The sequence below is a fragment of the Streptococcus salivarius genome (genome assembly GCF_002094975.1).
Taxonomy (GTDB): domain Bacteria; phylum Bacillota; class Bacilli; order Lactobacillales; family Streptococcaceae; genus Streptococcus; species Streptococcus salivarius_D.
Genome location: NZ_CP015283.1, coordinates 1,793,654 through 1,806,610, shown reverse-complemented (window position 1 = coordinate 1,806,610; position 12,957 = coordinate 1,793,654). Strand labels below are relative to the sequence as shown.

The 12,957-nt window shown below is 38.7% G+C and carries 14 protein-coding genes, 1 tRNA gene and 3 pseudogenes; 12 read left to right on the top strand and 6 right to left on the bottom strand.

All coding sequences use genetic code 11. The features are described 5' to 3' along the window. Positions 1-4: 4 nt before the first annotated feature. Positions 5-352 (top strand): 50S ribosomal protein L19, encoded by a 348-nt coding sequence (gene rplS, locus V471_RS08485; protein WP_002883489.1) that lies wholly within the window; start codon positions 5-7, stop codon positions 350-352. A 50-nt stretch (positions 353-402) separates the two neighbouring features. Beyond that, positions 403-474, top strand: a tRNA-Arg gene (locus V471_RS08480). A gap of 11 nt (positions 475-485) precedes the next feature. Here the strand turns inward: V471_RS08480 and V471_RS11250 are convergent. After that, positions 486-728, bottom strand: coding sequence for a tyrosine-type recombinase/integrase (locus tag V471_RS11250; protein ID WP_231910695.1), 243 nt, complete (start codon positions 726-728; stop codon positions 486-488). Positions 729-745: 17 nt separating this feature from the next. Then, positions 746-946 carry a site-specific integrase gene (locus V471_RS11245; protein WP_228382819.1) on the bottom strand — a complete coding sequence of 67 codons (201 nt, stop codon included), beginning with the start codon at positions 944-946 and terminating at the stop codon, positions 746-748. A gap of 119 nt (positions 947-1,065) precedes the next feature. On the opposite strand from V471_RS11245, the gene V471_RS08470 reads away from it, so the two are divergent. The 3 genes from V471_RS08470 (at position 1,066) to V471_RS08460 (ending at position 2,671) form a co-directional block, all read left to right on the top strand. After that, positions 1,066-1,779: a phage minor head protein gene (locus V471_RS08470; RefSeq protein ID WP_014633218.1), complete on the top strand. Its 714-nt coding sequence runs from the start codon at positions 1,066-1,068 to the stop codon at positions 1,777-1,779. 205 nt (positions 1,780-1,984) lie between these two features. After that, positions 1,985-2,227, top strand: a complete 243-nt coding sequence (locus V471_RS08465) for a hypothetical protein (RefSeq protein ID WP_013990700.1) — start codon at positions 1,985-1,987, stop codon at positions 2,225-2,227. A gap of 303 nt (positions 2,228-2,530) precedes the next feature. Then, the gene (locus V471_RS08460; RefSeq protein WP_013990699.1) at positions 2,531-2,671 is read left to right on the top strand and encodes a hypothetical protein; all 141 of its coding nucleotides are present in this window, start codon (positions 2,531-2,533) and stop codon (positions 2,669-2,671) included. A gap of 27 nt (positions 2,672-2,698) precedes the next feature. Here V471_RS08460 and V471_RS11240 read toward each other — a convergent pair. Next, positions 2,699-2,861 (bottom strand): annotated as a pseudogene (locus V471_RS11240) (IS3 family transposase); the annotation flags it as partial. A gap of 188 nt (positions 2,862-3,049) precedes the next feature. After that, positions 3,050-3,226 (bottom strand): DUF3042 family protein, encoded by a 177-nt coding sequence (locus V471_RS08455; protein WP_003092510.1) that lies wholly within the window; start codon positions 3,224-3,226, stop codon positions 3,050-3,052. 75 nt (positions 3,227-3,301) lie between these two features. Here V471_RS08455 and miaA point away from each other — a divergent pair, with 75 nt between their 5' ends. The 4 genes from miaA to V471_RS08435 all read left to right on the top strand — a co-directional run bounded on the left by miaA (position 3,302) and on the right by V471_RS08435 (position 6,802). Next, positions 3,302-4,213, top strand: a complete 912-nt coding sequence (gene miaA, locus V471_RS08450; protein ID WP_013990698.1) for a tRNA (adenosine(37)-N6)-dimethylallyltransferase MiaA — start codon at positions 3,302-3,304, stop codon at positions 4,211-4,213. Between the two features lie 33 nt (positions 4,214-4,246). After that, positions 4,247-4,747 (top strand): GAF domain-containing protein, encoded by a 501-nt coding sequence (locus V471_RS08445; RefSeq protein ID WP_282098161.1) that lies wholly within the window; start codon positions 4,247-4,249, stop codon positions 4,745-4,747. After that, on the top strand, positions 4,747-6,399 hold the full coding sequence (gene dnaX, locus V471_RS08440; protein WP_084871401.1) for a DNA polymerase III subunit gamma/tau: 1,653 nt from the start codon (positions 4,747-4,749) through the stop codon (positions 6,397-6,399). The genes V471_RS08445 and dnaX overlap by 1 nt, the downstream gene beginning before the upstream one ends. Positions 6,400-6,616: 217 nt before the next feature. Then, positions 6,617-6,802 carry a DUF3272 family protein gene (locus V471_RS08435; RefSeq protein WP_002883500.1) on the top strand — a complete coding sequence of 62 codons (186 nt, stop codon included), beginning with the start codon at positions 6,617-6,619 and terminating at the stop codon, positions 6,800-6,802. On the opposite strand, the gene birA is transcribed toward V471_RS08435, so the two are convergent. Continuing rightward, the gene (birA, locus tag V471_RS08430) at positions 6,789-7,727 is read right to left on the bottom strand and encodes a bifunctional biotin--[acetyl-CoA-carboxylase] ligase/biotin operon repressor BirA (RefSeq protein WP_013990695.1); all 939 of its coding nucleotides are present in this window, start codon (positions 7,725-7,727) and stop codon (positions 6,789-6,791) included. The genes V471_RS08435 and birA overlap by 14 nt on opposite strands. 279 nt (positions 7,728-8,006) lie before the next feature. On the opposite strand from birA, the gene metK reads away from it, so the two are divergent. Further along, complete coding sequence (metK, locus tag V471_RS08425; protein ID WP_070655716.1) at positions 8,007-9,200, top strand: methionine adenosyltransferase; 1,194 nt, start codon at positions 8,007-8,009, stop codon at positions 9,198-9,200. A gap of 65 nt (positions 9,201-9,265) precedes the next feature. Here the strand turns inward: metK and V471_RS08420 are convergent, their stop codons facing one another. Continuing rightward, on the bottom strand, positions 9,266-10,252 hold the full coding sequence (locus V471_RS08420; RefSeq protein ID WP_084871400.1) for an IS30 family transposase: 987 nt from the start codon (positions 10,250-10,252) through the stop codon (positions 9,266-9,268). A 185-nt stretch (positions 10,253-10,437) separates the two neighbouring features. Between V471_RS08420 and tnpA the strand changes: the two are divergent. Next, positions 10,438-10,839, top strand: a pseudogene (gene tnpA / locus V471_RS11235) (IS200/IS605 family transposase); the annotation flags it as partial. Positions 10,840-11,023: 184 nt separating this feature from the next. Beyond that, positions 11,024-12,055 (top strand): annotated as a pseudogene (locus V471_RS10990) (IS3 family transposase). Positions 12,056-12,957: the final 902 nt, after the last annotated feature.

Here is a 12,957-nt window from a genome sequence, read left to right as displayed (position 1 = left end):
AAAAATGAATCCATTGATCCAAAGTTTGACAGAAGGTCAACTTCGTACTGACATCCCATCATTCCGTCCTGGTGACACTGTTCGCGTTCACGCGAAAGTTGTCGAAGGAACTCGCGAACGTATCCAGATCTTTGAAGGTGTAGTTATTTCACGCAAAGGTCAAGGGATCTCAGAAATGTACACAGTTCGTAAAATTTCAAGCGGTATCGGTGTAGAACGTACTTTCCCAATCCACACTCCACGTGTTGAAAAGATTGAAGTTGTACGCTACGGTAAAGTCCGCCGTGCTAAACTTTACTACTTGCGTGCTTTGCAAGGTAAAGCTGCACGTATCAAAGAAATCCGTAAATAATTTACAGATTTCACATAAAAAATCTGTCCTCGTGGCAGATTTTTTCATAAGTCCTCTTAGTTAAATGGATATAACAACTCCCTCCTAAGGAGTCGTTGCTGGTTCGATTCCGGCAGGGGACATTTTTAAGCCTTTAAGCATGCGGTTTTAAAGCTATTTTGCCCCCAATTTGCCCCCAATTTGCCCCAATTTGTTTTATCTTTTCGTCGTTACGAGACTTTTGCTCTTGTAATTGGTGGGCGTAGACTTCCAGTGTGATGTTTAGATTTTCGTGCCCTAAAACTTGAGATACAGAAATCAAATCGATATCGTGGGCAATTAAGTAACTAGTATAAGTATGACTTAAGGAGTGGACACGTACCTCACGCCCTACGATTTTCCGTAGGGTTTTATTTATGCCATTATTTGATAAGGAGGTAGTAGCCTGCCATCCTTGGTTGGTGGTAAGTGGTCAACGAATTTTATAAAATCATCATTAAGCGGTATTTCTCTAATACTGCTTTTTGTTTTTGTAGGCATGAAACCAGAATCATTTTTATAGTCCCATGTTTTATTGATGGACACCATGCCTGCATCGTGATCAACATCATCCACCGTCAAACCTAAACATTCGGCGAAACGTATGCCAGTTTTACCTATAAGCTAAACAGTATGTAGCTGACAAAGATTTTAGTCCAGAGGCAAACAAGGAGCTTCGAGACTACAACTTTTCTATGTCTGTTGGTCGTCAAGAGCTTCTTATCCAAGAGTTAGAACTCGAACTATTGGTTTTATCTGAAGGCGAACGTCAATTAACTAACGATTATCTGATGAATGGCTATAAGAGCGAAATTGTAAGAGGAAGCCTGCTTGATCAGACGGTGCCTAACAAGAAAACACTTGAAAGGTACATGACGACGGCTGTTAACGCTAATTTCGAAGGCGCTAAATGGTCGGAGCGTATCTGGGGTAGAAATGCTCAGCTACGGCAACTTGTTAGAACTGAGGTAACGAGGGCTTTAATTCGTGGAAATAACGGCTTAACGATTGCGAGACGCATTAGAAAACACATGGATGTGCTCCGTACTAATGCAGAGCGTTTAGGTATCACGGAACATGCTAGAGTTCAAACTTTGGCGCAGAAAGATATTATGAAAGAAAACGGTTTTGAGTATTTCAAACTCATGCCAGATTCAAGAGCTTGCGATTATTGTAAACAGGTTGGCCGTGATACCGAGAAGGAACCTGTTCCAATTGACAAGATTGATAGCGGACTAAATGCCCCGCCTATGCCCCCATATTGTCATTGTGCAGTTGCTGAAGTGTATTTGGACAAAGAGAAATTGCATAAAATTAATGAAAATGGTATTGTACAAGTGGATGAAGTAATCAATGGAACTCCGCACCCTGTCGGGGAGGCGAGAAAGGTGATTCAACACAATGCTTAGAACGGTGATATTCTTGGGTGTTCTTTCTATAACTATGATGGTATGAGGTATAAGGATATTCACTTCACGAATCACAGATAACCAGATAAACATTCATTTTGAAAAAACAGGGAATACGCTCACGATATTGATTACCACGAACCTAGTAAATCAAAAGCCAAGAAGAGAACAACCAGGAAGTTAACTGATGAAGAGAGGAGTGAGAATGGCGATGTCTTATAGTCAAAACCTAAAGGAATTAAAACAACTTTGCGAATATCTTTGGGATGCAGATTTTGAAGTTGATGGTAAAACTGTTAGCATTCTTCCTGAATCAGAAAATAACATAGTTGTTGTTTACGATGGCAAGGAGATAATCGTAAAGTCGTTTGATGAGCTCATAGAACTGAAACTGGACGGCGTTACACTGCCAAAATTGATGGAAAACGTCGAAGTAAGGTATGCTTAATAAATAATTGAAGTCGTAGCAATACGGCTTTTTCTTATGCGCTGATAGCCGTGCTAGCCAAAGGGCTTTGGGGTTCGATACCTCGTCAGCGCATAGGGCTAATTTAAGCCCTAAATAAACAATACTAGCGTGGCTTGTAACGTAGTATTTCAGATGAGACTAGAAGGGGATAGCTACCTCATTCGTGGCTCTGACGGTGTACAACTAGGGGACTAGGTGGGAGGAAATTATGGAACAAGATAACAATATCGAAATGACAAAGGAGCAATTGGCGAATTCTATTCAGATGGTCATTTGACTTTGGTGCCAAATGGTTCATTGGGTTCTACCGTTTTCGGTACAACTCCAGAAGAGTCAGATTTGCAATCTGGCAATACTCCAGAAGCAGAAGTTGAAGTTGTTGATCAAGGTTTCGCAATTACAACTACTAAAACAATCGACTAGGTTAACAACCAAACCAAGGTATCAATGATTCTTTCCTTTTTTGATGCTCTCTATTTCGTAACGATTAATCAATTTAAGTATGTACCTATGTTTGTAAACGATTATTCCAAATTTATTTGAAAGTTCGTCTAATTTTTTCTTGATTTCTAAATTCATAGACCAGAACATTGTCCCCATAAGTTAATTTCATAAGAAAAACACCTCAAAAGTTAATTTTTTTCTGTCTAACTTTTGGGGTGCAGTTCACAAATGTAATGATATTATATTTTTTCTTTTCTTTTCTTTTCTTTTCTTTTCTTTTCAATTTGGCTCTGTTCCTAGTCATAGATGAAGAGTTAAAAATAACAGTAAAAAACCAGGTTTCCCTGGTTCTCATTATTAGCGACTTACACGACGGCGAGCTGCTTTTTTACGATTTTCTTCGATGAAAGCCAATTTCTTTTCTTCTGGTTCGATAATTGTCTTTTTAACTGCGAAAACGGCACCTGCAACGGTAGCAGCAGTTCCAAGAACGCCAGTAGCAAGACCTTTAGCAAATGAATGTTTTTTAGCCATGAGACTATCCTCCGTATATGTTATAATATGCTTATATTATCTAAAAAAATATCTAGAATAGCAAGTGAAAACATTATGAAAACCAAACTTATTGTAGTAGCTGGTCCTACTGCTGTAGGAAAAACAGCGCTTGGAATTGAATTGGCCAAGCGTTTTAATGGCGAAATTATTTCAGGAGATAGCCAGCAGGTTTACCGACAATTGAATATAGGAACCGCCAAGGCCACTCCTGAAGAGCAGGCAGCAGCAGTGCATCATCTGATTGATGTTCGCGATGTTGATGAGTCCTATTCAGCCTATGATTTTGTGATAGAGGCAGAGGTTGCCATTTCTGACATTGTTAGTCGTGGCAAGCTGCCTATTATAGTAGGAGGAACAGGTCTCTATTTACAAAGTCTCCTAGAAGGGTATCACCTAGGGGGACAGGTAGATCAGGAGCAGGTTTTAGCCTATCGCTCGGAATTAGAGCAATTATCTGATCAGGAACTTTTTGAAAAAATTGATCGCTTAGGTATTGAGATTAAAGAGATTAACCGTCGTCGTGCCATTAGAGCACTTGAACTTCATCGTTTTTCGGAGAATCTTGAAAATACTGAGACGACTTATGATCCCTTTCTTATCGGATTAGATGATAAACGTTCCTTGATCTATGACCGCATCAATACACGAGTAGACAAGATGGTTGAACATGGTCTCTTGGAAGAGGCCATGTGGCTGTACGAAAATTATCCTAATGCCCAGTCAGCTCGTGGTATAGGCTACAAGGAGTTGTTTCCTTATTTTGCTGGGAACCAGAGCTTGGACGAAGCCTTGGAAAAACTCAAGCAAAATACGCGTCGATTTGCTAAACGTCAATTAACCTGGTTCAGAAATCGAATGACTGTTAAGTTTTATCAGATTTCTAGTCCAGAATATCCTAAAAATGTCGTTCAAGATCTTGAATTATTTTTAAATGAAAGGGAAGGAGAAAAGGTAGGTCAATCTTAGTTTTAAGAACCTATCTTTGCTATAATGGTAGTTATGACTAACGAAGAAAAAAAATCAGCCTATGAATTAATGCTAGCACAGGCTAAGGTGCTTTTTGCCAATGAAGACAATGCTATGGCCAACTTTTCTAATGCCTCAGCTCTCTTGAATACAACCCTACCAAATTCTGTGTTCACAGGCTTCTACCTGATGGATAATGTCAAGAATGAGTTAATCCTTGGCCCTTTCCAAGGTAATGTTTCTTGTGTTCGAATTGCCCTAGGTAAGGGTGTTTGTGGCCAGTCTGCAGCAGAAAATAGAACCCTAATTGTCGAAGATGTCACCAAACACGCCAATTACATTGCTTGTGATTCCGCTGCTCGAAGTGAAATTGTTGTACCAATGGTCAAAGATGGCAAATTAGTTGGTGTTCTCGATTTGGATTCTCACCAAGTAGGAGACTATAACGACGTAGACCAAGATTATCTGGAAGCGTTTATCAAAATTCTACTCGAGAAAACCGAGCTTACATTTGGAATGTTTGAGGTAAACTAATGTATCAAGCCTTATATCGTAAATACCGTAGTCAGACCTTTGGTGAAATGGTTGGTCAAAAAGTGATTTCAACCACGCTCAGACAGGCGGTAGAGTCAGGGAAAATCAGCCATGCCTATCTCTTTTCTGGGCCACGTGGTACCGGTAAAACCAGTGCGGCGAAAATCTTTGCCAAGGCTATGAACTGTCCTAATCAAGTTGATGGTGAGCCTTGTAATCACTGCGATATTTGTCGCGATATTACTAACGGAAGTCTCGAAGATGTTATCGAGATTGATGCGGCTTCCAACAACGGTGTGGATGAGATTCGTGAGATTCGTGATAAGTCGACCTATGCTCCAAGTCGTGCGACTTACAAGGTCTATATTATCGACGAGGTTCACATGCTTTCGACAGGTGCCTTCAATGCTCTTTTGAAGACTTTGGAAGAACCAACTGAAAATGTGGTCTTTATCCTGGCGACCACTGAATTACATAAGATTCCAGCAACCATCCTCTCTCGTGTTCAACGTTTTGAGTTTAAATCGATCAAGCAGGGAGCTATTAAAGAACATTTGGCTTCAATTCTGGAAAAAGAAGGATTAACCTTTGATGATGAGGCTTTGACCATTATTGCTCGTCGTGCGGAAGGTGGTATGCGTGATGCTTTGTCAATCTTAGACCAAGCACTGAGTCTGTCTCCGGACAATCATGTCAGCCAAGCCGTAGCTGAAGAAATCACAGGTTCTATTGGTTTAACAGCCCTAGACAGTTTTGTCGCTAACGTTCGCAATCAAGAGACTACGCAAGCTTTATCAAATCTTGAAACTCTTTTTGATAATGGCAAGTCTATGAGCCGTTTTGCGACGGATCTCTTGGAGTATTTCCGTGATCTTTTGATTGTCAAAGCGGGCGGAGAGAACAGTCACCATAGTCCCCTTTTTGAAGAGAATCTTTCTCTGGAGCAAGACCGACTTTTCCAATTGATTGACTTGGTTACAAGTGCCTTGCCAGAAATTAAAACTGGAACACATCCTAAAATCTATGCGGAAAAGCTGACTATAAAATTGTCAGAGACTCATACTCAGGCTTCACAAGAAATTCCGGGGAATTTGCAAGAAGAGTTAGATAGTCTTCGTCGCGAGGTAGAAGGTCTACGTAAAGCTCTTAAAGAGGGCAAAGCCCAAGGAGAAGTAGCACCAACTCGAAAAGCCAAACCTGCTTATCAGTACAAGGTGGATCGTGAAAAGATTCTTACTATTATGCGTGAAACCATGGAAAATCCGCAGAAATCACGCCAGTGTCTGGATGCCCTAAAGGCAACTTGGCCTGAAATCTTGGATTCTATTAGCCCACAAAATAGGGCACTTTTGAATGGCTCCGAGCCTGTACTGGCCAATCAGGAAAATGCTATCCTGGCATTTAATGCCGCTTTTAATGCTGAACAGGTCATGAAACGCAGTGATCTCAATGATATGTTTGGCAATATCATGAGTTCAGCTGCCGGTTTCTCACCTAATATTATGGCTGTTCCAAAAGCAGAATTTGAAAAACTCCGAACAGAATTTGCACGAAGTCTCAAATCCAAAGAAGAATTGGAAAAAGAAGATCGCGAAGAGTATATCCCTCAAGAACTCGACTTTCTCTCTGATGTAGTAGAAATAGAGGACTAAAAAGGTCCAGTGGACCTTTTTAGGTCCGAGCCAAGAAAGCCAAAAGCGAGGCTGTTCAGTGGACCTTTTTAGGTCCAATCCCAGTAAGTTAGATGGCGAGATAGTCAAGTGTAATTTGATAGATTTCTGAAGCTAATAATTGGAAGGTCCATCCGTGTAAAAATGAAAAGAGCCTAGACTGCTTGTCCTAGGCTCTATCTATTGATATAATAATCTTATGATTCAACAAATTTTGTTTATAACGCTTGAAACTATTTTTGAAACGGTTTGTTTTAATTACAGTTTACAACACGGCTATTACTTTTTTACAGCCTTTTTTGGGTATTTACTGTTTCGTCGTCTTTGGACAACCTACGTTGTTTCACGCATTGCGCGTGCAGCCGACAAGTCTACCAAGAAGTAAGGCTCACTTCGCCAGCGGTCAACCATTTTTCCCGACCATCATCAGTAAGAACGAGAAGTTGGCCCTTATCGCCAATTTCCTTGGCAACACCAGTATAAGTCTTTCCAGCTTGTTCAAAGGTCACTTGTTTGTCTAAAACGAGGGACTTTTCTTTATAGACCTTGACCAAATCGCTAGTAGGAATGGTTAAAAAGAGTCTCCAAATTTCTGAAATGAGCTGGTTTCGAGTAATGCTTGGTTTTTCAGAAGTAAAAAGACTAGTAGCTTTATTAGCTAACTCTTCAGGAAAATCACTGATTGAGAAGTTAAGCCCAACCCCGATAATGACATCTGTGATGCGACCAGATTCGATAGAACTAATGGCTTCGGTAAGGATACCAGCCATTTTTTTGTTGTTGAGGTAGATGTCATTAACCCATTTGATTTCTGTATTGATGCCAGTTAGACGCTGGATAGCTTTGACAATAGCAGCTGCCGCCATCATCGTATAAGGTGGTAACTCCTCAAAATGACAGTTGGGCTTTAAGTGGATACTCATATAGATACCACCTTGTGGACTGGCAAAGAAGTGACGTTCAAATCGTCCTTTGGCTGCCTTTTGACTTGATGCCAGGTAAAGTGCAGGCGTCGGATTATTCTTTTCCATGCCATGTTTAGCATCTAGTTGGGTAGAGTTAGAATCTGGATTAAAGTAGACTGGAATGTTGAGTTGCTTAGAGATGTCTTGAGGAAGAAGAATATCTCCCTTTTCTAAATAGTAGCCTTTCTTGCGGACACTTGTAATGTCAATTCCTTGTTCTTGAAGTGTTTGAATTGCCTTCCAAATGGCTGTCCGTGAGACACCAAGGCTTTTAGCCAAGCTCTCTCCCGTCACAAAGTCAGGACTCTTCGATAAGATGTCATAAACGTGTTCATAAGTTTTCATATCCTAAGTATAATACAAATGATGGCAAAATGCTCACTATAACTTATTGATAAGGCTTGATAATAAATAACTATATGACTAGACTGAAAAAACATGATATAATGGAAGGTAGTTATTAAGTCCCGATAAGGCAACAGTCATTCTAGAGTTGGCTGTTGGTTCTTTGTAACTTTTTAACGGCGTCTAGCTCCATTAGGAGTATAGCGTTTTACCTATTAGGAGACGGTTAAATCCGTGCTGTCTAATACTATTTTTCATATTAAAAGGGGGACATTTTATATGTCAGAACGTAAACTTTTCACGTCTGAATCAGTATCTGAGGGGCATCCAGATAAAATTGCAGACCAAATTTCAGATGCCATTCTTGATGCGATTTTAGCAGAGGATCCAGATGCACACGTTGCAGCAGAAACAGCTGTCTACACTGGTTCTGTCCATGTTTTCGGTGAAGTTTCTACAACAGCTTATGTAGATATTAACCGTGTGGTTCGTGATACTATCGCTGAAATTGGTTATAACAATGCAGAATACGGCTTTGCGGCAGAATCTGTTGGGGTTCACCCATCATTGATTGAACAATCTCCAGATATTGCTCAAGGTGTCAATGAAGCACTTGAAGTTCGTGGAACTGGTGATCAAGATCCACTTGATCTTATCGGAGCTGGTGACCAAGGTTTGATGTTTGGTTTTGCTATTGACGAAACTCCAGAGTTTATGCCACTTCCAGTTAGCCTCTCACATAAATTGGTTAAAAAATTGGCAGATTTGCGTAAATCTGGTGAGATTTCATACCTTCGTCCAGATGCTAAATCTCAGGTTACCGTTGAGTATGATGAGAATGACCAACCAGTACGCGTTGATACAGTTGTTATTTCAACACAACACGATCCTGAAGCGACTAACGACCAAATTCGTCAAGACGTTATTGAAAAAGTCATTAAGGCAGTTATTCCAGCCGAATACTTGGATGATGAGACTAAATTCTTTATCAACCCAACAGGTCGTTTTGTTATCGGAGGACCTCAAGGAGACTCTGGTTTGACTGGTCGTAAGATCATTGTTGATACTTATGGTGGTTACTCAAGACATGGTGGTGGTGCCTTCTCTGGTAAGGATGCCACTAAGGTTGACCGTTCAGCTTCATATGCAGCTCGCTACATTGCCAAAAATATCGTAGCTGCTGGTCTTGCTAAGAAAGCAGAAGTACAATTGGCTTATGCTATCGGTGTTGCTAACCCTGTGTCTGTCCGTGTTGATACTTTCGGAACGGCGACAGTTGCTGAAAGCAAACTTGAAGCTGCTGTCCGCGATCTCTTTGACTTGCGTCCAGCAGGTATCATTCAAATGCTTGATCTTAAACGTCCTATCTATCGTCAAACAGCGGCCTATGGTCACATGGGACGTACGGACATCGATCTTCCATGGGAAAAATTGGACAAGGTAGATGCTCTCAAAACAGCTGTAGAAGCTTAACGAATAAAATTAGTTCTAAAAAACAGAATTTTAATATTAATTCTGTTTTTTTGTCTCTTGAATTGTCAAATTAAGTGCATACTTTCCCCATAGAATACTTCATAAGGTGTTTTCCAGTTAAAACATTTTCGTGGTCTATTATTAAGTTTGTTCTCCCATAGCTGAATAGTCTGATCATCAACCAATGTTAGATCACTACCCTTTGGAAAATATTCTCTAAGTAATCCATTCGTGTTCTCATTGGTTCCTCGTTGCCATGGAGCATGAGGGTCAGGAAAATAGACTTCAATGTTCAATTGATCACTCAATTTCTGATGATACGTGAATTCTTTCCCTCTATCAGGAGTTACTGTATACTTCGTCAAGGGTTCTAACATTTTTACCATAGCTTCTATTACCAACTTGCTTTTCTTAACAGCTACCTTTTTGATTTTTAGAAAACGAGAATAACGGTCTGTTAGAGTAACTAAACAAGCTTTTCCAATTTTACCTGCAACAGTATCGGCTTCCCAATCTCCTATTCTAGTTCGATTATTAGCTTCTTCTGGTCTTCCGTGAATTGTATGAGAAATGGATATTTTCCCTCTATTTTCAACATGACCTTTAGTATGACGTGTTTTCCCACGATGACGAAGTTTACGAATGACACCACGAGCACCATGAGATAATGAGTTATCCTCAAAATGTCCTCGATAAATGGCTCTATAGATTGTTTGATAACTAACAACAGTTTTCCCATACTCTAAGCGCAACCGACCTTCTATTTCTTCAGGAGACCATTGGTAATCGAGAAATAGATGTTTGATGGTATTGCTTAAATTGTGATCTATTTCAAGCATCCGTTTCCGCCCACAGTGTGATTTGGCATTATGATACGATTCCTGTGCATGATTTGGAGAATAAGCTCCTGATTTTGTATGGCGCTTCCACTCACGACTAATACTAGATGGATGACGATGAAGTAACTTAGCAATTTGAGAAAAATTTAGGCCTTGCGTACGGTAAATGAGAATACTTTCACGCTCGTCTATGGTAAAATGATGGTAGCTCATAAGATTTCCTTTCGTAACTAGTTCGTTCAATTCTATTTTACTAGAAAATCTTATGAGTTTTTATTGTGCACTTATATTGTATATTCAAGCTCTAGAAAACTAATAGCTCTGGTGGTGGGGTTAAAAGGTTTTTAGAGATGTATCAAAAAAGGTTGCTAATGAAATAGTGAGTATCGTGTTCCCTTGCATCTCAATATAAACGTCAAATAATTTATGGTAAGTTCAAAGCAAGTATTGCTCGAATCTTACGTTTATTATATTGGCAATACGGTGTAGAAATATATGAAGTGGGCTCTTGCCCAAACCATACTTATATGTAGGTCAGTATACCACCAAAACTAGGCATTTCCTCTTTTATGGTATACGTAAAAAGAGTAGCTTAATAATATTCGAGTGATATGCTAATTTCAGGTATAAATATGGTAATCGCAAATTTTGGTGTCAAATTTTTTATGTTGATACGGTGGTTCGAGATCAGGAGCAAATTGAAGAATATATTCGTAATCAATAATAAGAAGACGTGATAGCAGCTCAGTCTTTGTGAGGATTATGATTCGTTTACGGGTGAGAAGAATAAAAGAAAGTAGTCTTGATAAGACCAGCTAGCAAAGGTAGTGCTGAAGGAAAACAATTTGTTAGGCCTTGGCCGTTAGCATAGACATTTAGTCGAAGAACAAACCGCTGGTGAGACGACCTGCACCCCAGAAGTTAGACAGAAAAAAACTAACTCTTGGGGTGTTTTTATTATGAAATTATGAGGATAAAGTTCTTATCTATGAACTGAGAAAGCAAGGGGGAAAGCTTTAAGCGACTTTTAAATCAATTTGGGATAAATATTTCTAATCTTAAGTACCTGATTAAATTGATTGATCGCTACGGAATAGAAATCGCCAAAAAAGGAAAGAATTGTTACTATTCTCCTGAATTAAAGCAGAAAATGCGGTTCTAAAAAATGAGAGTACTCCGATTGAGGGAAGAAAAACGGAAATTGTCCGAGGATTGGTAACTGAGTTTTCTTTAGACATGCTTCTAAAGATTATTAAGCTTGCCCGTTCAACTTATTATTACCACTTAAATTAGCTAGATCAAAGCGATAAGGATTATGATATTAAAGCTGAAATTCAAGCTATTTTTACTGAGCATAAAGGAAATTACGGCCATCGTCGAATGACTTTTAAATTACGAAATCGTGTTTTTGGGGTCAATCATAAGAGGTGCAGCGGTTGATGAGCGTACTTGGTTTAATGGCTAGAATTTGCTGTAAACGCAAGTATTCTTCTCACAAAGGAGATATTGGTAAGAAAGGTGATAACCTTGATTCAACGCCAGTTTGAAGCTTCAAAACCAATGGCAAAGTGCTATACGGACGTGACAGGATTTGCCATCCCAGCAAGCACTCAAAAGCTTTATTTATCACCAGTTTTAGATGGTTTCAACAGTGAAATTATTGCTTATAATCTTTCAACGTCACCGAACTTGAAACAAGCTATTGTAGACCATATTGATTATTACAACAACAAACGTATTAAGATAAAACTGAAACTTTCTAGCCAAGGACATATTACCAAACGTGGGAATCCCTATACCAGAAATATTCTCTTTAAGTGCATTCATAACATAGCTTCAGCTAGCCACACCAATCTTTGTCATATCGCAGACTTCTATGAGAAACGGAAAAGACAATCGCAAGTGACTTCAACCAAACCACACACGATTGCCTCTATACATCGTCTCATTAGAACAATGTATTACCTCATAACGCATAACAAACTTTATGATTATACTTCTATCCAAAATCGGTAAAATTGTTTATGCCATATTGTTGTAACGCCTTATCAAAAAAATCATCAGATAAGATGTTGGTTTAGTGTACACTTTTTACACTGAATTATAGTTAAAAAGGACAATTTCCTTAGTTTGACTATGGAACTCAAACTATTTTTCGGCAAATACTTTGATATACTTGACAATGGTAGAAAAGGACTTAGTCCTGTGCAATACAGGACTAAATCCTTTACTTAAATTATTTGTCTAACTTTTTTCGGGAGCGGGGAGTATAGAGAACGAGTGGTTTTGACTATATACCAAGTAGGTTGAAGGATAAATGTTTGATTAATTGAAAATTTAGTAAGATATATAAATACCTCTTAAATATATATTAAGTAGGAGTAGTTAATTAGAGATACCTTTTAAAATAATTACAAAATAATTAAAATAATAAAAAATTGAAAAAGGTTGAAAAAAAAAATAACATGCTATAATTATACCATCTATATGAATATGAAACATTGGTACTAGTAATTTGGAGCAGCCTTGTTAGTCATCTTTAATCCCTTTGGGGAAGGGGGTTAAATGGAACTTATCTGTGTTTATTGCTACATGATGTTGGATAGGTATGTCATTCCGATGTTTCAGTTTATAAGATAGGGATAGAGCGTAAGTAAAGGGGACGCTCTTTAAAATGGGGAGAAGTTATTATGAAATATATATAAGTTAGCAATACTGCTGGATTCAAAAGCACTTTTATTAGCAAAGCGTTTTTTGTCCTGCAGTTTTTTTATTTATCAAATAGTCTATTTTTTAAATTGGGAAGTAAAGATTAAAATGGTTTCTAATATTACTATCTTTTGATGCTTTACATTTAGGATTCTTTTGTCTTAATTTCTTGATTTTATTAGTTATGATTGTCTTTTATTGAGACCTTT